18 protein-coding genes are annotated in these 16,953 nt (G+C 59.2%); 13 read left to right on the plus strand and 5 right to left on the minus strand.

Annotated features, from left to right (window positions below):
* Positions 1 to 5 precede the first annotated feature (5 nt).
* Positions 6 to 1,835: a hypothetical protein gene (locus CD175_RS29150; RefSeq protein ID WP_104451394.1), complete on the minus strand. Its 1,830-nt coding sequence runs from the start codon at positions 1,833 to 1,835 to the stop codon at positions 6 to 8.
* A 170-nt stretch (positions 1,836 to 2,005) separates the two neighbouring features.
* Between CD175_RS29150 and CD175_RS29155 the strand changes: the two genes are divergently transcribed.
* The 3 genes from CD175_RS29155 (at position 2,006) to CD175_RS29165 (ending at position 3,738) form a co-directional block, all read left to right on the plus strand.
* The gene (locus tag CD175_RS29155; RefSeq protein WP_007970904.1) at positions 2,006 to 2,494 is read left to right on the plus strand and encodes a TIGR00645 family protein; all 489 of its coding nucleotides are present in this window, start codon (positions 2,006 to 2,008) and stop codon (positions 2,492 to 2,494) included.
* Positions 2,495 to 2,709: 215 nt separating this feature from the next.
* On the plus strand, positions 2,710 to 3,000 hold the full coding sequence (locus CD175_RS29160) for a DUF6482 family protein (protein ID WP_104451395.1): 291 nt from the start codon (positions 2,710 to 2,712) through the stop codon (positions 2,998 to 3,000).
* A gap of 120 nt (positions 3,001 to 3,120) precedes the next feature.
* Complete coding sequence (locus tag CD175_RS29165) at positions 3,121 to 3,738, plus strand: BamJ family beta-barrel-assembly machinery protein (RefSeq protein ID WP_104451396.1); 618 nt, start codon at positions 3,121 to 3,123, stop codon at positions 3,736 to 3,738.
* A gap of 127 nt (positions 3,739 to 3,865) precedes the next feature.
* Here CD175_RS29165 and CD175_RS29175 read toward each other — a convergent pair whose 3' ends face one another.
* The 3 genes from CD175_RS29175 to CD175_RS29185 form a co-directional block, all read right to left on the minus strand.
* Positions 3,866 to 4,123 carry a PA4570 family protein gene (locus tag CD175_RS29175; RefSeq protein WP_007970910.1) on the minus strand — a complete coding sequence of 86 codons (258 nt, stop codon included), beginning with the start codon at positions 4,121 to 4,123 and terminating at the stop codon, positions 3,866 to 3,868.
* Between the two features lie 201 nt (positions 4,124 to 4,324).
* Entirely contained in the window at positions 4,325 to 4,666 is a 342-nt protein-coding gene (locus CD175_RS29180) for a zinc ribbon domain-containing protein YjdM (protein WP_104451398.1), read from the minus strand.
* A 161-nt stretch (positions 4,667 to 4,827) separates the two neighbouring features.
* Positions 4,828 to 5,796: a polyprenyl synthetase family protein gene (locus CD175_RS29185; protein ID WP_007970914.1), complete on the minus strand. Its 969-nt coding sequence runs from the start codon at positions 5,794 to 5,796 to the stop codon at positions 4,828 to 4,830.
* A 240-nt stretch (positions 5,797 to 6,036) separates the two neighbouring features.
* Here CD175_RS29185 and rplU point away from each other — a divergent pair, with 240 nt between their 5' ends.
* The 5 genes from rplU to CD175_RS29210 all read left to right on the plus strand — a co-directional run bounded on the left by rplU (position 6,037) and on the right by CD175_RS29210 (position 9,792).
* Positions 6,037 to 6,351, plus strand: a complete 315-nt coding sequence (gene rplU, locus CD175_RS29190; RefSeq protein ID WP_003176051.1) for a 50S ribosomal protein L21 — start codon at positions 6,037 to 6,039, stop codon at positions 6,349 to 6,351.
* Positions 6,352 to 6,386: 35 nt separating this feature from the next.
* Positions 6,387 to 6,644 carry a 50S ribosomal protein L27 gene (gene rpmA, locus CD175_RS29195; RefSeq protein WP_003281574.1) on the plus strand — a complete coding sequence of 86 codons (258 nt, stop codon included), beginning with the start codon at positions 6,387 to 6,389 and terminating at the stop codon, positions 6,642 to 6,644.
* A 195-nt stretch (positions 6,645 to 6,839) separates the two neighbouring features.
* Positions 6,840 to 8,063: an Obg family GTPase CgtA gene (gene cgtA / locus CD175_RS29200; protein ID WP_008052064.1), complete on the plus strand. Its 1,224-nt coding sequence runs from the start codon at positions 6,840 to 6,842 to the stop codon at positions 8,061 to 8,063.
* Positions 8,064 to 8,196: 133 nt separating this feature from the next.
* The gene (gene proB, locus CD175_RS29205; RefSeq protein WP_033047437.1) at positions 8,197 to 9,315 is read left to right on the plus strand and encodes a glutamate 5-kinase; all 1,119 of its coding nucleotides are present in this window, start codon (positions 8,197 to 8,199) and stop codon (positions 9,313 to 9,315) included.
* A 12-nt stretch (positions 9,316 to 9,327) separates the two neighbouring features.
* Positions 9,328 to 9,792, plus strand: a complete 465-nt coding sequence (locus tag CD175_RS29210) for a CreA family protein (RefSeq protein WP_007970921.1) — start codon at positions 9,328 to 9,330, stop codon at positions 9,790 to 9,792.
* A gap of 184 nt (positions 9,793 to 9,976) precedes the next feature.
* Here the strand turns inward: CD175_RS29210 and rpsT are convergent, their stop codons facing one another.
* The gene (gene rpsT / locus CD175_RS29215; RefSeq protein ID WP_007970922.1) at positions 9,977 to 10,255 is read right to left on the minus strand and encodes a 30S ribosomal protein S20; all 279 of its coding nucleotides are present in this window, start codon (positions 10,253 to 10,255) and stop codon (positions 9,977 to 9,979) included.
* A gap of 252 nt (positions 10,256 to 10,507) precedes the next feature.
* Here rpsT and murJ point away from each other — a divergent pair, with 252 nt between their 5' ends.
* From murJ to fkpB, 5 genes are all read left to right on the plus strand, one after another.
* Positions 10,508 to 12,046 carry a murein biosynthesis integral membrane protein MurJ gene (gene murJ, locus CD175_RS29225; protein WP_104451399.1) on the plus strand — a complete coding sequence of 513 codons (1,539 nt, stop codon included), beginning with the start codon at positions 10,508 to 10,510 and terminating at the stop codon, positions 12,044 to 12,046.
* 129 nt (positions 12,047 to 12,175) lie between these two features.
* The gene (gene ribF, locus CD175_RS29230) at positions 12,176 to 13,114 is read left to right on the plus strand and encodes a bifunctional riboflavin kinase/FAD synthetase (RefSeq protein WP_104451400.1); all 939 of its coding nucleotides are present in this window, start codon (positions 12,176 to 12,178) and stop codon (positions 13,112 to 13,114) included.
* A gap of 13 nt (positions 13,115 to 13,127) precedes the next feature.
* Positions 13,128 to 15,959 carry an isoleucine--tRNA ligase gene (ileS, locus tag CD175_RS29235; RefSeq protein ID WP_104451401.1) on the plus strand — a complete coding sequence of 944 codons (2,832 nt, stop codon included), beginning with the start codon at positions 13,128 to 13,130 and terminating at the stop codon, positions 15,957 to 15,959.
* Positions 15,952 to 16,464 carry a signal peptidase II gene (gene lspA / locus CD175_RS29240; RefSeq protein ID WP_007970932.1) on the plus strand — a complete coding sequence of 171 codons (513 nt, stop codon included), beginning with the start codon at positions 15,952 to 15,954 and terminating at the stop codon, positions 16,462 to 16,464. The genes ileS and lspA overlap by 8 nt, the downstream gene beginning before the upstream one ends.
* Before the next feature lie 7 nt (positions 16,465 to 16,471).
* On the plus strand, positions 16,472 to 16,909 hold the full coding sequence (gene fkpB / locus CD175_RS29245) for an FKBP-type peptidyl-prolyl cis-trans isomerase (RefSeq protein WP_172435717.1): 438 nt from the start codon (positions 16,472 to 16,474) through the stop codon (positions 16,907 to 16,909).
* Positions 16,910 to 16,953 lie beyond the last annotated feature (44 nt).

Consider the following 16,953-nt stretch of genomic DNA (forward strand, 5'->3'; position numbering starts at 1 on the left):
TCGCACTATTGATCAAGGCGTGTCATATCGGCCTTGTCGAGTTTGACCTCGAAACCATATTGCACGGTGGCGAGCTCAGTGCGCTGGTAGGTTTCCAGGCGCGTAGGCTGCCCGTAGAAGTAATGCACGGCAAATTGCGCCCGGCCTTGTGCGTTCGCGCCATGGCTGACCGATAGAATTTCCTTCAAGTAATTGCCGCTGTCGTCCTTGGCGAAAAAGCGCCAGTCCTGGGCGGGAAATGCCTTCAGGTTCACCACCAGCGCATTGTCCTTGAGTTCAAGGCCTTTGGGCAGTTGACGGGTATCGACGGTTTTTTGCTCGACCGTGGCCAGGAACAGTGGCATCGAGCCCACTGCGTAGGCCGGCGTTTCCGGAAACAGATTCAGATCGTAGGTGATGGTGCCGCGCAGTGGATCGATCTGGTAGGCCTCGGGTGGCAGCTCGATTGGCTCGTCGCGTTTGCCACGCGCGTCTTCGGTAAAGAAACTCACCGGGCTTTCACCGGGGTTGAGCGATGTGCCAAGCAGTTCATCGTTGAAGCTGCGCAAATGAGTGAATTCGATTCGAGCAGCGCTGGGGTCGTCGACCGACTGACTGATGCTGACGTTCTTTTTCAGTTGATCCTCGCTCAGCGTTGCCCCTTTTAACCAGGTTGCCGCCTGGTCGTCATAGACCACCACGGGCAGGTTCAAGGGCTCAATGGCCTTGTCCGGGGTCTCGGCATCGAAGTGCCGGACCGGCAGGTCGAGGTCCTTGCGGGTGACCGTGGCGGCGGAAAAATCCAGCATGCTGACTTCGAGGGTTTCGATCGTCCCGTTGAAATACACCTTCGAATAGCGTCGGGCCTGCCGTTTCTCAAAGGTGCGTTGTTCTTCGTCGAGTTGCTTTTCCAGCGCCTCGCTCCAGCTCTTTTGTTGCTGCATCTTGGCCAGTTGCTGCCGATAGAAGGCAATTTGTGCCGCGGTTTCGTTGATCGAGCCTGCGCGCGTGATGTATTGCCCGGTGCTGTCCCTGGCCTGGACAATCAACGGGTTCAGTGGTGTTTCACTGACCTCAGGCGCCAGCGGCGCGCTGTTGTTGTATTCGATTTCCGCGTAGTTGTTCGTCAGTGTGAGCAGGGTGACGCTCAGGTTGTCATTGGTGCGGGTCTGGCCGATGTCCTTTTTCGTCAGGTCGAAACTGTAGAGCCGGCGGGGCGCGATGACTTCGACCTTACCCTGCAGGCTCACGGGCTGCGGCTGCTTTTTTTTGTCGATGTCGAGGCCTTCGATGAAGGGGTAGGCCACGGTCAGGTCGTCGGGGTTGGTCAGGTTGGAACTCGATGGGCTGAGTTGAATGCCGGGGTCGGTTTCCGACCATTCCGGCTGGAAAGCAATGACCCGTTTATTGCTCAGGGTGACGGACTGCCATTCAAGGCCGTGGGGAAACAAAAACGCGGCAGGCACGCTGAACGTGAAGGGAAATACCGGTTGCAGGTCGGTCAGGTAGTCGGAACTGGAGTCCTTTTGCAGCACGAACAACCCGTTGATGTAGGTGTCGACCAGGGCCTGCGGGGTCGGGTAGTGCTTGAGCATGGCAAGGGCGTCTTCGCCGTATTCGGTTTCCACCGGTTTGCTGTCGAGCTTGAGTTGCGCGCGCTCGAGCAGCAGCAGTGAACCGCCCAGCTCCGACACGGCGTCCTTGAGCTTCGGGTCCTGGATGGCGTCCAGCGACTTTTCGAACTGCGCGGTTTTTTCTTCGAGGCTGACCTGGCGTTTTTCATCGCTGGGTGAGCAGCCACTTAGCAGCAGTGCCAGGCAAATGCCGGCACTCGTCAAAGGCAATCGCACATCCATTTCCAGTCTTCCTGTCCAATATCACTGAGCGTTCAATGATTTGGACACTAGCAGAAAAACCTTGATACACAGGCGCAGGTGGCGGATTTTTCGACGTTTTCTGGCAGCTTCTGGATAGGGGCGGGCGACTGATATACTCGCCGCCATTTACAGTCCACATGTGAGATTCAATGGAACGCTTTATCGAAAATGCAATGTACGCCTCGCGCTGGCTGCTGGCGCCGATCTATTTCGGCTTGTCCCTCGGGCTGTTGGCGCTGGCACTGAAATTCTTCCAGGAAGTCTTCCACGTCATCCCGAACGTGTTCTCGATGGCCGAATCGGACTTGATCCTGGTGCTGCTGTCGTTGATCGACATGGCGCTGGTGGGCGGTTTGCTGGTGATGGTGATGATTTCCGGCTACGAGAACTTCGTCTCGCAACTGGACATCGACGACAGCAAGGAAAAGCTCAACTGGCTCGGCACCATGGACTCTTCGTCGCTGAAGATGAAGGTGGCCGCGTCGATCGTGGCGATCTCGTCCATTCACCTGCTGCGCATCTTCATGGACGCCAAGAACGTCGACCCCGAACATCTGCAGTGGTACGTGATCATCCACATGACCTTCGTGGTCTCGGCATTCGCCATGGGTTACCTGGATAAAGTCACCAAGCACTGATCCGGTCAGGCTCCCTTGTGGCGAGGGAGCTTGCTCCCGCTGGATTGCGAAGCGATCCCGCTTTTTTTAGGCTGCTGCGCTGCCCGGCGCGAGCAAGCTCGCTCGCCACAACCTCTCGCGATAACAGACAAACGGTCCGGCCGGTGGCTTGTGCTTTGATGCGCCGAAGCCTATCCCTGTAAGTATGTTGGCTCGCCATTGCGTGAGGTGCGTTCATGAACCTGCAAGAGTTGAATGCCTATGCCGTCGCCGGGAAGGTCGATGAGCTGAACCTGATCTCCATGGAGGGCGGCATCTATCTGCTTGAGGCGCGGATGCATGGCGCGGCGTATCCCTTGAGCGATACGCACGGGCACATGATGAGCCTGCGTTCGGTGGAGCATGCCCGTGATGTGCTGCGCTCCTTTCCCAAGCTGCACTTCAACCTTGTGCACACCGTCGTGCATGACGAGATGTGCGGGCTGGTTGCCGATGTGGAGGAAAACCTGAAGGTGCCGATCGCCTGACGTCCCTCATCAATGGCATGACATCTGTGCTAGTCTGCTGACCCTTTTGGTTCCGGGCGCTCCGGGACGCGCTGTGCACGCACGGCAAGTTCCAGGCCGTCCGCATAGCGGAGCAGTGTCATGTCCGAAGTAAATCTGTCCACCGACGAAACCCGCGTCAGCTACGGTATTGGCCGTCAGCTGGGCGATCAGCTGCGTGACAACCCGCCACCGGGTGTCAGCCTGGACGCGATCCTGGCGGGTCTGACCGACGCATTCGCCGGCAAGCCAAGCCGTGTGGGTCAGGAAGAAATGTCCGCCAGCTTCAAGGTCATCCGTGAAATCATGCAGGCCGAAGCTGCAGCCAAGGCTGAAGCGGCCGCTGGCGAAGGCCTGGCTTTCCTGGCTGAAAACGCCAAGCGTGAAGGCATCACCACTCTGGCTTCCGGCCTGCAGTTCGAAGTTCTGACTGCTGGCGAGGGCGCCAAGCCATCCCGTGAAGACACCGTGCGTACTCACTACCACGGCACCTTGATCGACGGCACTGTGTTCGACAGCTCCTACGAGCGCGGCGAGCCTGCAGAATTCCCGGTTGGCGGCGTGATCGCCGGCTGGACCGAAGCCCTGCAACTGATGAACGCCGGCAGCAAATGGCGCCTGTACGTGCCGAGCGAGCTGGCTTACGGCGCTCAAGGCGTTGGCGGCATCCCGCCGCACAGCGTACTGGTGTTCGACGTCGAGCTGCTTGACGTTCTGTAAGACCGATTACCTGTAGGAGCGAGCCTGCTCGCGATGGGCGTCAACGATTACGCGGGCATTCTGAATAAACGCGTGTCTTTGAGTTTTTCGCGAGCAAGCTCGCTCCTACAGAGTCTTGCGACGTTTCTCATAGTTCGATCTTGTGGTGCAGTTCACTGTGCGGGCGCAACGCCCGGGCATAGCAGAACAGAAACAGATTGCGCACCAGTTCCTTGAGCACCACCGGCTCGCTTGAGCTCAGGCCGCTGACGTCCAGGTCGCCCTGGTCCTGCAGCTCGTTCAAGGCTTCCTCTTCCAGCACGGCACAGACCTCCCCGGTTTCCCGATGCAGGATCCTGAGGTATGGGTGTGGGCGGTCCAGCCAGGCATCGATCAAATAAGTCATGGTTCTCATCTCCACTTAAGGTTTGATGAGAATAATTCTTATTCATCAAATAGCAAGGGCCTATTGGCGGTTTGCGCTTTTTTCCGGGTAAAGATTGCGTCAGGTCAAAAGGACTGGCGTCTGGCTATTACGTGGATTTACCGGGTGAAGCGGGGGAGGGGGTTCCATCCCGCGCGGGGCGTGGGATGGAGGACAGCAGGATCAGACTTTTCTGACGAACTCGGACTTGAGTTTCATCGGGCCGATGCCGTCAATCTTGCAGTCGATGTCGTGATCGCCATCGCACAGGCGGATGTTCTTGACCTTCGTACCGACCTTGACCACCAGGGAGGTACCCTTGACCTTGAGGTCCTTGATCACGGTGATGGTGTCGCCGTCCTGCAGGACATTGCCGACCGAATCCTTTTTCACTGAGTCATCGGACGCCGCTTCGGCTTCACCGCTGGCGGACCATTCGTGGGCGCACTCGGGGCAGATCAGTTGGGTGCCGTCTTCGTAGGTGTATTCGGAATTGCATTTTGGGCAGGGTGGCAGCGTGCTCACTAAGGCTCCTTGGATTCAGGATCGCTAAAAAGCGCACATTATATAGGGTTTTAGAGCCGGAAGGTGGGACTGTAGGAGCCGGCTTGCTGGCGATGCATGCAACCCGGTGTGTCAGGAACACCGTGGTGATGCAATCGCCAGCAAGCCGGCTCCTACGGGGGTCAGTGCGTGCGGGCTACCGCGAACTCACTCAGTTCAACCAGCGCATCGCGGTATTCGCTGGCGGGCAGCGCTTCGAGGCACTTGATCGCGCGGGCCACATAATCGCGGGCCAGTTGTGCGGTGTACTCCAGCGAACCCGAAGCTTCCACGGCTTCGCGGATGCTTTCCAGATCTTCGATTCCGCCTTTTTGGATCGCCTTGCGCACAAGGGCGGCCTGTTCCGGCGTACCTTCGCGCATGGTGTAGATCAGCGGCAGAGTCGGCTTGCCTTCGGCCAGATCGTCACCGACGTTCTTGCCCAGGGTCTCGGCGTCGCCTTTGTAGTCAAGCAGGTCGTCGACCAACTGGAAGGCCACCCCCAGGTGATCACCGAATGTACGCAGGGCTTCGGCCTGTTCCGGCGTGGCTTCGCACAGGGCGGCGGCACTGTGGGTCGAGGCTTCGAAGAGCATCGCGGTCTTGCCGCGGATGACTTCCATGTAGGTTTCTTCGGTGGTGCTGGCGTCACGCACCTTCGACAGCTGCAACACTTCGCCTTCGGCGATGATGCGCGTGGCTTGCGAAAGGATCTTCATCACTGGCATGGAACCCAGCTCGACCATCATTTCGAAGGAGCGCGAATACAGGAAATCACCGACCAGCACGCTTGGCGCGTTGCCCCACATGGCGTTGGCGGTCGAGCGGCCACGGCGCATGCCGGACATGTCGACCACGTCGTCATGCAGCAGGGTGGCGGTGTGCAGGAACTCGATGGTGGCGGCCAGCAGGCGCAGTTCGTCGCCTTCACGGCCCAGGGCCTTGCCACATAGCAGCACTAATAAGGGACGCAGGCGTTTACCGCCGGCCGAGGTGATGTAATCGCCGATTTTCGATACAAGCGGCACCCGCGAAGTCAGCTGCTTCTTGATGATGCCGTCGACGGCGCTAAAATCGTCCGCCACCGCGCGGTAGAAAGCTTGGGGTTGCATCAGCGACAGTCGCTCCAGAAGGGTTGCGCGGCATGCTAGGACCCACGCCAGCAGGTGTCAAGGCGCGATGGACGGCCCCTTGCAAGGCTGGCGTGGCTTGCGTACAATCGCGCACCCTGAACTTCCTGGGCAGCACCTGCCTTACGCAATTGCAAGCGGGCCTTCCAGCCCCATGCAGCCATGCCAGCCAATACCTCTTCTTATAAAGAGCTGGGTGAGCAGGATTATCGGAGAAATACCATGTCTTATGCAGTAATCGTTACTGGCGGCAAGCAGTACAAAGTCGCCCCAGGTGAATACCTGAAGATCGAAAAACTGGAAATCGCTACCGGCGAATCCGTTACCTTTGATCGCGTTCTGTTGGTTGCCAACGGTGACGACGTGAATATCGGCGCTCCAGTTGTTGCTGGCGCTACCGTTGTGGCTGAAGTGATCTCCCAAGGTCGTCACGATAAAGTCCGCATCATCAAGTTCCGTCGCCGTAAGCACCACATGAAGCGTATGGGCCACCGCCAGTGGTACACCGAGATCAAAATCACCGGTATTCAGGCTTAATTTCAGCCTAATTCCTCACTAGGAGAATTGAACTCATGGCACACAAAAAAGCTGGTGGTAGTACCCGTAACGGTCGCGACTCAGAAGCCAAACGCCTTGGCGTGAAGATGTATGGCGGCCAGGCTATCAAAGCAGGCAACATCATCGTGCGTCAGCGCGGTACCCAATTCCACGCTGGCTACGGCGTTGGCATGGGTAAAGATCACACCCTCTTCGCTAAAGTCGAAGGCGTGATCAAGTTCGAAGTAAAAGGCGCCTTCGGTCGTCGTTACGTGAGCGTAGTCGCAGCTTAATTGCGCGATCGCTGGAAAAGCCCTGTCTCGCGACGGGGCTTTTTCGTTTGTGGGGTGAGTCTCTTGCAAAGCTGTTTGTATGGGCTGTCGGCGTACGATGTAGGTGTCGTGGTTTGGGGTCGCTGCGCTCATTTTTGCAAGAGTCTTATGTCTTGATTGTTTTTCGGCTCGTCCGTATGGCGAGAGGCGTTTGTTATGAAGTTTGTTGATGAAGTATCGATTCGAGTAAAGGCTGGTGATGGCGGCAATGGCGCCATGAGTTTCCGTCGGGAAAAATTCATCGAAAACGGTGGTCCGAACGGTGGTGATGGTGGTGATGGCGGTTCCATCTACATGATGGCCGACGAAAACCTCAATACCCTGGTGGACTACCGTTACACTCGGCACTTCGATGCCGAGCGTGGCTCCAACGGCGGCAGCACCGACTGCACCGGCAAGAAGGGTGAAGACCTGATCCTGCGCGTTCCGGTCGGCACCACGGTGATCGACTCCGCAACTCAGGAAGTCATTGGCGACCTGACCAAGGCCGGTCAGAAATTGATGGTGGTGCAGGGCGGCTGGCACGGTCTGGGCAACACCCGTTTCAAGTCCAGTACCAACCGTGCGCCGCGCCAGACCACTCCGGGCAAGCCGGGTGAGCAGCGCGACCTGAAGCTGGAAATGAAAGTACTGGCTGATGTCGGTCTGCTGGGTTTGCCGAACGCCGGTAAAAGTACCTTTATCCGCTCGGTTTCGGCTGCCAAGCCGAAAGTTGCCGACTACCCGTTCACCACGCTGGTGCCGAACCTGGGTGTGGTCAGCGTCGATCGCTGGAAGAGCTTCGTCATTGCCGATATTCCGGGTTTGATCGAAGGCGCTTCCGAAGGTGCTGGTCTGGGCATTCGCTTCCTCAAGCACTTGGCGCGTACGCGTCTGTTGCTGCACCTCGTGGACATGGCGCCGCTGGATGATGCCAGCGCACCGGATGCGGCTGAAGTGATCGTCAACGAGCTGATCAAGTTCAGCCCGTCCCTGGCGGAGCGTGATCGCTGGCTGGTCCTGAACAAGTGTGACCAGATCCTTGATGAAGAGCACGATGCTCGTGTCAAGGAAATCGTTGATCGCCTTGAGTGGACTGGTCCGGTTTACGTGATCTCGGCCATCTCCAAGCTCGGTACCGAGCGTCTGTGCCACGACATCATGCGTTACATGGAAGATCGTGCTGATCGCCTGGCCAATGACCCGGCCTACAAGGAAGAGCTGGCCGATCTCGATCAGCGCATCGAAGACGAGGCCCGCGCGCAACTGCAGGCGCTGGATGACAAGCGTGCGCTGCGTCGCAGTGGCGTGAAGTCGGTCCACGACATTGGCGACGATGATTGGGACGAAGAAGATGTGGATGACGAAGACGGTCCGGAAATCATTTACGTGCGTGACTGATTCGTTGCGATAAACTTAAGCGCCGCTCAATCGAGCGGCGTTTTAGTATCTGTAAATCGTTGGTCGCGAATAGCCACGAATAACGTCACGGGCAGTGCCAGGTCGCGCTGTCCTCAAGCTAAGGTTGAAGATGATGCGGAGCAAGGTGACAGGTGCGCAGCGTTGGGTCGTGAAGATCGGCAGCGCTTTGCTGACGGCGGACGGCAAGGGCCTGGATCGCGCGGCAATGGGTGTCTGGGTTGAGCAGATGGTGGCCTTGCATGAGGCGGGTGTCGAGCTGGTGCTGGTGTCCTCCGGGGCGGTGGCGGCCGGTATGAGCCGCTTGGGCTGGACTTCGCGACCCAGTGCGATGCACGAGCTTCAGGCCGCTGCTGCAATCGGCCAGATGGGGCTGGTGCAGGCCTGGGAATCGAGCTTTGCCGAGCACGGCCGGCATACCGCGCAGATTCTCCTGACCCACGACGACCTGTCCGACCGCAAGCGCTACCTGAACGCCCGCAGTACCTTGCGCGCATTGGTCGAGCTCAAGGTCATTCCGGTCATCAACGAGAATGACACCGTGGTCACCGACGAAATCCGTTTCGGCGACAACGACACCCTGGCGGCGCTGGTGGCGAACCTGGTCGAGGCGGACTTGCTGGTGATCCTGACGGATCGTGATGGCATGTTCGACGCCGATCCGCGCAACAATCCGGATGCCCAGCTGATTTACGAGGCGCGTGCCGATGATCCGGCGCTCGATGCGGTGGCAGGTGGTACGGGCGGAGCGCTGGGACGTGGCGGCATGCAGACCAAGCTGCGCGCTGCGCGTCTGGCGGCCCGTTCCGGTGCTCACACCATCATCGTCGGTGGGCGGCTTGAGCGTGTGCTGGATCGTCTCAAGGCGGGTGAGCGCATCGGCACCCTGCTGTCGCCGGAGCGCGGCATGCTGGCGGCACGCAAGCAGTGGCTGGCCGGTCATCTGCAAACCCGTGGCACCCTGGTGCTGGATGCCGGCGCGGTGACCGCGTTGTCCCAGGGCAACAAGAGCTTGCTGCCGGTCGGGGTCAAATTGGTCCAGGGTAGCTTTCGTCGCGGCGAGATGGTGGTCTGCGTGGCGCCGGACGGTCGTGAGATCGCTCGCGGCCTGGCCAACTACAGTGCGCTGGAAGCGCAAAAAATCATCGGTCAGTCGTCCGAGGCGATTGTCGGTCTGCTGGGTTACATGGCGGAGCCGGAACTGGTTCACCGCGATAACCTGATCCTGGTCTGAAGGAATACCTGAATGCGCGTGGCAAAAGGATTGTTGGGATTGCTGTTGGCGATGCCGCTGCTGGTTTCGGCCGAGGAAATCGGTCAGGTGTCGACAGTGTTCAAGTTCGTCGGGCCAAATGATCGGATCGTGGTCGAGGCTTTTGATGATCCCAAGGTCGAGGGTGTGACCTGCTACCTGTCGCGCGCCAAGACGGGCGGGGTCAAGGGTGGTCTTGGATTGGCCGAGGATCGTGCCGAGGCGTCCATCGCTTGCCGGCAGGTCGGGCCGATCAGCTTCAAGGGTGAGCTCAAGGATGGCGACGAGGTATTCAAGGAGCGCACGTCCCTGGTGTTCAAGACCATGCAGGTGGTGCGCTTCCTCGACAAGAAGCGCAATACGCTGGTGTACCTGGTGTACAGCGATCGCTTGATCGAGGGCAGTCCGCAGAATGCGGTGACGGCGATTCCGATCTTGCCGTGGGCGCACGCCCAATAATCAGGCGCAAATCCAGGTGTGGGAGCGAGCCTGCTCGCGAAGGCGGTGTGACAGTCGGTGATGATGCTGAATGTGATGGCCTCTTCGCGAGCGGGCTCGCTCCCACAGTTTTTTGTGGTGGGTGCATCAAATCGCAGGCAATAAAAAACCGACCCTGAGGTCGGTTTTTTAATGAGCGTGTCGCTTAGGCAGCAGCGGCAACGTTCAGGGCCTTCACGTGGCCATTCAGGCGGCTCTTATGACGAGCGGCCTTGTTCTTGTGGATGATGCCTTTATCGGCCATGCGGTCGATAACTGGCACAGCCAGAACGTAAGCGGCTTGAGCTTTGGCAGCGTCTTTTGCGTCGATGGCCTTAACTACATTCTTGATGTAGGTACGAACCATGGAACGCAGGCTGGCGTTGTGGCTGCGACGCTTCTCAGCCTGTTTTGCACGTTTTTTGGCGGAAGGTGAGTTGGCCACCGTCGAGCTCCTCGAAAGACTTTTTAGGAAATAGCAAACAAAATAGGCCGCGAATCATGCCGATGAGTTGAAGTCTTGTCAAGGGCGCTTGAAACGTTCCGCTAAGTGGTAGGCGTGGTGCGACGGGATATTTCTTTCCGGCGTGTGACCTGTAAACTCGCGAGCTTTGGCTCTGTGCTGTTGCGGCGCGGAGTATCGCACAAGTAGGCGCGTAGTTCGCCTGCTGTTTATCGACAGGCACAAACTCTTTCCATGAATCTGCTCAAATCGTTGGCCGCCGTCAGCTCTATCACGATGCTTTCCCGGATTCTGGGATTTGTCCGAGACACCCTCATCGCGCGCGCATTTGGCGCAGGAATGGCGACTGACGCCTTCTTTATCGCCTTCAAATTGCCCAATCTGCTGCGGCGAATCTTTGCCGAAGGGGCGTTTTCCCAAGCGTTCGTGCCGATTCTTGCCGAATATAAAAGCCAGCAGGGTGAAGAGGCGACGCGTACCTTCATCGCCTACGTCTCGGGCCTGCTGACGCTGGTACTGGCGCTGGTCACGGCGTTGGGCATGATCGCCGCGCCGTGGGTCATCTGGGTCACCGCGCCGGGTTTCACCGACACGCCGGAAAAATTCGAACTGACCTCCAGCCTTTTGCGGGTGACCTTTCCCTACATCCTGCTGATTTCCCTGTCGTCGTTGGCTGGCGCGATCCTCAATACCTGGAACCGCTTTTCGGTGCCGGCCTTCGTGCCGACCCTGCTGAACGTCAGCATGATCATCTTTTCGGTGTTTTTGACGCCGTACTTCGATCCGCCCGTCATGGCGCTCGGCTGGGCGGTACTGGTCGGCGGGCTGGCGCAGTTGCTCTATCAGCTACCGCACCTGAAAAAGATCGGCATGCTCGTACTGCCGCGCCTGAACCTGCGTGACAGCGGTGTGTGGCGCGTCATGAAGCAAATGCTGCCGGCCATTCTCGGTGTCTCGGTGAGCCAGATTTCGTTGATCATCAACACGATCTTCGCGTCTTTCCTGGTGGCCGGTTCCGTGTCGTGGATGTATTACGCCGACCGTTTGATGGAGCTGCCGTCCGGGGTGTTGGGCGTGGCGCTGGGGACAATCCTGCTGCCGACCCTGGCCAAGACTTACGCCAGCAAGGATCGCCACGAATACTCGCGCATCCTCGATTGGGGCCTGCGTCTATGTTTCGTGCTGGTATTGCCTTGCGCCCTGGCGCTGGGGATTCTGGCCGAACCGCTGACGGTTTCCTTGTTCCAGTATGGTCAGTTCGATGCCCATGATGCGGCCATGACTCAGCGTGCTTTGATCGCCTATTCCGTCGGGTTGCTCGGGATTATCGTGATTAAAGTGCTGGCCCCGGGCTTTTATGCGCAACAAAACATCCGAACACCGGTGAAGATCGCAATTTTCACGCTGATCGTCACTCAGTTGTTTAACCTGTTGCTGATTGGTCCTCTGGCTCACGCGGGCCTGGCGCTCGCCATCAGCGCCGGCGCCTGCCTCAATGCGGGGCTGCTCTTCTATCAGCTGCGTAAACAGCAGATGTACCAGCCGCAACCGGGCTGGGCAAAGTTCGGCTTCAAGCTGGTGATTGCGGTGGCGGTGATGTCTGGCGTGTTGCTGGCAGGGATGCATTTCATGCCGGCCTGGGGTGAGGGGCAGATGCTTGAGCGTTTCCTGCGTCTGGGTGCTTTGGTAGTTGCCGGTGTGGTGGCCTATTTCGGCATGTTAGTGTTGATGGGCTTCCGTTTGCGCGACTTCAATCGCAAGACGCTTGGCTGAGGTTCCGGCCTCGATAAACACGGGCGAGCCGGCGGTTTTGTCGGCTCGATCACTTTGGGTTACGGTGTTGCCTGTCGTCGGCCGCCGGGTGTGGTTATAATCGACCACTTTATGAGCAAGAAGCGCGTTATGCAGCTGGTTCGAGGCCTCCACAATCTGCGCCCCCAGCATCGGGGCTGTGTCGCCACTATTGGCAACTTTGACGGTGTACACCGTGGCCACCAGGCTATCCTGGCGCGGCTGCGTGAGCGTGCGCTCGAGTTGGGCGTGCCCAGTTGCGTGGTGATTTTCGAGCCGCAACCGCGCGAGTTCTTCGCTCCGGAGACCGCACCGGCCCGTCTGGCCCGTCTGCGGGACAAGCTGCAATTGTTGGCCGCCGAAGGCGTCGACCGCGTTCTGTGCCTGGCTTTCAACCAACGCCTGAGCAAACTCAGCGCCAGCGAGTTCGTCGATACCATTCTGGTCGATGGCCTGGGTGTCCAGCACCTGGAGGTCGGTGATGACTTCCGTTTCGGTTGTGACCGCGCGGGAGATTTCGATTTCCTGCAACAGGCCGGAATCCTCCAGGGGTTTACCGTCGAAGCGGCGCAAACCGTCGAGCTGGATGGCATCCGGGTCAGCAGCACGCAGGTCCGCAATGCCCTGGCCGCCGCGGATTTCGCCCTGGCCGAACGCCTCCTCGGGCGGCCGTACCGGATCGCCGGTCGCGTATTGCATGGCCAGAAGCTTGCTCGGCAGTTGGGTACGCCCACGGCCAACATACAACTCAAGCGCCGTCGCGTACCGTTCACCGGGGTTTACCTGGTGGACGTCGAGATCGATGGCAAGACCTGGCCCGGCGTCGCCAATATCGGCGTGCGGCCCACGGTTCAAGGTGATGGCAAAGCCCACCTGGAAGTGCATCTTTTAGATTTTGCCGGCGATCTGTATGACCGGCGTTTAACGGTGGTTTTCCACCACAAGCTGCGTGAAGAGCAGCGTTTCGCCTCTCTGGAGGCACTGAAAACGGCGATCAGCGCGGATGTCGCCGCCGCCCGTGCACTAGCCGCACCTAGCGCCCATCGCTAATGAAGAGCCTTAAATGACCGACTATAAAGCCACGCTAAACCTTCCGGACACCGCCTTCCCAATGAAGGCCGGCCTGCCACAGCGCGAACCGCAGATCCTGCAGCGCTGGGACAGTATTGGCCTGTACGGAAAGTTGCGCGAGATTGGCAAGGATCGTCCGAAGTTCGTATTGCACGACGGCCCTCCGTACGCCAACGGCACGATTCACATCGGTCATGCGCTGAACAAGATTCTCAAGGACATGATCATCCGCTCGAAGACCCTGTCGGGCTTCGACGCGCCTTATGTCCCGGGCTGGGACTGCCACGGCCTGCCGATCGAGCATAAGGTCGAGGTGACCCACGGCAAGAACCTGGGCGCGGACAAGACCCGCGAACTGTGCCGAGCCTATGCCACCGAGCAGATCGAAGGGCAGAAATCCGAGTTCATCCGTCTGGGCGTGCTGGGCGACTTCGCCAACCCGTACAAGACCATGGACTTCAAGAACGAGGCCGGGGAAATCCGTGCCCTGGCTGAAATCGTCAAGGGCGGTTTCGTGTTCAAGGGCTTGAAGCCCGTGAACTGGTGCTTCGACTGCGGTTCGGCCCTGGCTGAAGCGGAAGTCGAGTACGAGAACAAAAAGTCCTCGACCATCGACGTGGCCTTCCCGATTGCTGACGAAGCCAAGCTGGCTGCCGCCTTCGGTCTGCCTGCCCTGGGCAAGCCAGCCTCGATCGTGATCTGGACCACCACCCCGTGGACCATCCCGGCCAACCAGGCGTTGAACGTCCACCCGGAATTCAACTATGCCCTGGTCGACGTCGGCGACAAGCTGCTGGTGCTGGCTGAAGAGTTGGTCGAGTCGTGCCTGGCGCGCTACTCGCTGGAAGGTTCGGTGATCGCTACCGTCGCTGGTTCGGCGCTGGAACTGATCAACTTCCGTCACCCGTTCTACGACCGCCTGTCGCCGGTGTACCTGGCCGACTACGTCGAGCTGGGCGCCGGTACTGGCGTGGTTCACTCCGCTCCGGCCTATGGCGTGGACGACTTCGTGACCTGCAAGAAGTACGGCATGGTCAACGACGACATTCTCAACCCGGTACAAAGCAACGGCGTGTACGTGCCTTCGCTGGAGTTCTTCGGCGGCCAGTTCATCTGGAAGGCCAACCCGGCCATCGTCGACAAATTGACCGAAGTCGGTGCGCTGCTGCACACCACCGTCATCGAACACAGCTACATGCACTGCTGGCGCCACAAGACCCCGCTGATCTACCGCGCCACCGCGCAGTGGTTCATCGGCATGGACAAGCAGCCGACCACCGGCGACACCCTGCGTCAGCGCTCGCTCAAAGCCATCGAAGACACCAGGTTCGTCCCGGCCTGGGGCCAGGCGCGCCTGCACTCGATGATCGCCAACCGTCCGGACTGGTGCATATCGCGTCAGCGTAACTGGGGCGTGCCGATCCCGTTCTTCCTGAACAAGGAAAGCGGCGAACTGCACCCACGCACCGTCGAGCTGATGGAAGAAGTTGCCAAGCGCGTCGAAGTCGAAGGCATCGAAGCCTGGTTCAAGCTGGACGCCGCCGAGCTGCTGGGCGCCGAAGCGCCGCAGTACGACAAGATCAGCGATACCCTGGACGTCTGGTTCGATTCGGGCACCACGCACTGGCACGTCCTGCGCGGTTCGCACCCGATGGGCCATGAAACCGGCCCGCGCGCCGACCTGTACCTGGAAGGATCGGACCAACACCGTGGCTGGTTCCACTCGTCGCTGCTGACCGGTTGCGCCATCGACAACCACGCGCCGTACCGCGAACTGCTGACCCACGGTTTCACTGTCGACGAGTCCGGCCGCAAGATGTCCAAGTCCCTGGGCAACGTGATCGCGCCGCAGAAAGTCAACGACACCCTGGGCGCCGACATCATGCGTCTGTGGGTAGCCTCGACCGATTACTCGGGTGAAATGGCGGTTTCCGAGCAGATCCTGCAGCGCAGTGCGGACGCCTACCGGCGTATCCGTAACACCGCGCGCTTCCTGCTGTCGAACCTGACCGGCTTCAACCCGGCCACCGACCTGCTGCCGGCCGAAGAAATGCTGGCGCTGGACCGTTGGGCCGTGGATCGCACCCTGCTGCTGCAACGCGAGCTGCAAGAGCACTACAGTGAATACCGCTTCTGGAACGTGTACTCGAAGATCCACAACTTCTGCGTGCAGGAGCTGGGTGGCTTCTATCTCGACATCATCAAGGATCGCCAGTACACCACTGGCGCCGACAGCAAGGCCCGCCGTTCGTGCCAGACCGCGCTGTTCCACATCTCCGAAGCGCTGGTGCGCTGGATCGCGCCGATCCTGGCGTTCACCGCCGACGAACTGTGGCAGTACCTGCCGGGCGAGCGTAACGAGTCCGTCATGCTCAACACCTGGTACGAAGGCCTGAGCGAACTGCCGGAAGGCTTCGAGCTGGGTCGCGCCTATTGGGATCGCATCATGGAAGTGAAGGTCGCGGTCAACAAAGAGATGGAAATCCAGCGTGCAGCCAAGGCTGTCGGTGGCAACCTGCAAGCCGAAGTGACGCTGTTCGCCGAAGACGCGCTGACTGCCGACCTGGTCAAGCTGAGCAACGAACTGCGTTTCGTGCTGATCACCTCAACTGCCAGCGTTGCACCGTTTGTGAAGGCACCAGAGGACGCGGTCGTTACTGAAGTCAGCGGCCTGAAGCTGAAGATCGTCAAGTCAGCCCACGCCAAATGCGCCCGTTGCTGGCACTGCCGCGAAGACGTCGGCGTGAATCCGGAGCATCCGGAAATCTGCGGTCGTTGCGTGGATAACATCAGCGGCGCTGGCGAGGTCCGTCACTATGCCTAATGCCGTTGGCCGTTTCGGACGGCTGAGCTGGCTCTGGTTGAGTTTGCTGGTACTGGTCATCGACCAGGCCAGCAAGTTCTACTTCGAAGGCAAGCTCCAGATGTACCAGCAGATCGTGATCATCCCCGATTACTTCAGCTGGACCCTGGCCTACAACACTGGCGCGGCGTTCAGCTTCCTGGCTGACAGCTCCGGCTGGCAGCGCTGGCTGTTCGCCTTGATCGCAGTCGTGGTCAGTGCGGTGCTGGTGGTGTGGCTCAAGCGTCTGGGGCGCAACGAGACCTGGCTGGCGGTTGCGTTGGCACTGGTGCTCGGCGGCGCGCTGGGCAATCTGTATGACCGCATTGCCCTGGGCCATGTGATCGATTTCATTCTGGTGCATTGGCAGAACCGCTGGTATTTCCCGGCGTTCAACTTTGCCGACAGTGCAATCACGGTAGGTGCTGTCATGTTGGCACTGGATATGTTCAAAAGTAAAAAGACCGGAGAAACCGTTCATGACTGAACAGGTATTGGCAGAGCAACGCATCGGCCAGAACACGGAAGTCACCTTGCATTTCGCATTGCGCCTGGAGAATGGCGACACGGTGGACAGCACCTTCGACAAGGCCCCTGCGACCTTCAAGGTCGGTGACGGCAACCTGTTGCCAGGTTTCGAAGCAGCTCTGTTCGGTTTCAAGGCCGGTGACAAGCGTACACTGAGCATCGAGCCGGAAAACGCGTTCGGCCAGCCGAACCCGCAAAACGTGCAGATCATTCCGCGCTCGCAGTTTGCAGACATGGAGCTGTCGCCGGGTTTGCTGGTGATCTTCAACGATGCGGCCAATACTGAACTGCCGGGCGTGGTGAAAGAGTTCGACGACGCGCAAGTGACCATCGACTTCAACCACCCGCTGGCGGGCAAGACGCTGACCTTTGACGTGGAAATCATTTCCGTCAAAGCGTTGTAATCGCTTTTCTGTAGGAGCCGGCTTGCCGGCGATGAGGCCTCGGA

The sequence above is a fragment of the Pseudomonas laurylsulfatiphila genome, assembly GCF_002934665.1.
In the GTDB taxonomy this organism is placed as follows: Bacteria; Pseudomonadota; Gammaproteobacteria; order Pseudomonadales; family Pseudomonadaceae; genus Aquipseudomonas; species Aquipseudomonas laurylsulfatiphila.

Bases quoted from the DNA above. Each gene is read 5' to 3' on its own strand.
- CD175_RS29150 (WP_104451394.1), bottom strand. From the start codon at position 1,835: ATGGATGTGCGATTGCCTTTGACGAGTGCCGGCATTTGCCTGGCACTG.
- CD175_RS29155 (WP_007970904.1), top strand. From the start codon at position 2,006: ATGGAACGCTTTATCGAAAATGCAATGTACGCCTCGCGCTGGCTGCTG.
- CD175_RS29160 (WP_104451395.1), top strand. From the start codon at position 2,710: ATGAACCTGCAAGAGTTGAATGCCTATGCCGTCGCCGGGAAGGTCGAT.
- CD175_RS29165 (WP_104451396.1), top strand. From the start codon at position 3,121: ATGTCCGAAGTAAATCTGTCCACCGACGAAACCCGCGTCAGCTACGGT.
- CD175_RS29175 (WP_007970910.1), bottom strand. From the start codon at position 4,123: ATGACTTATTTGATCGATGCCTGGCTGGACCGCCCACACCCATACCTC.
- CD175_RS29185 (WP_007970914.1), bottom strand. From the start codon at position 5,796: ATGCAACCCCAAGCTTTCTACCGCGCGGTGGCGGACGATTTTAGCGCC.
- rplU (WP_003176051.1), top strand. From the start codon at position 6,037: ATGTCTTATGCAGTAATCGTTACTGGCGGCAAGCAGTACAAAGTCGCC.
- rpmA (WP_003281574.1), top strand. From the start codon at position 6,387: ATGGCACACAAAAAAGCTGGTGGTAGTACCCGTAACGGTCGCGACTCA.
- cgtA (WP_008052064.1), top strand. From the start codon at position 6,840: ATGAAGTTTGTTGATGAAGTATCGATTCGAGTAAAGGCTGGTGATGGC.
- proB (WP_033047437.1), top strand. From the start codon at position 8,197: ATGCGGAGCAAGGTGACAGGTGCGCAGCGTTGGGTCGTGAAGATCGGC.
- CD175_RS29210 (WP_007970921.1), top strand. From the start codon at position 9,328: ATGCGCGTGGCAAAAGGATTGTTGGGATTGCTGTTGGCGATGCCGCTG.
- murJ (WP_104451399.1), top strand. From the start codon at position 10,508: ATGAATCTGCTCAAATCGTTGGCCGCCGTCAGCTCTATCACGATGCTT.
- ribF (WP_104451400.1), top strand. From the start codon at position 12,176: ATGCAGCTGGTTCGAGGCCTCCACAATCTGCGCCCCCAGCATCGGGGC.
- ileS (WP_104451401.1), top strand. From the start codon at position 13,128: ATGACCGACTATAAAGCCACGCTAAACCTTCCGGACACCGCCTTCCCA.
- lspA (WP_007970932.1), top strand. From the start codon at position 15,952: ATGCCTAATGCCGTTGGCCGTTTCGGACGGCTGAGCTGGCTCTGGTTG.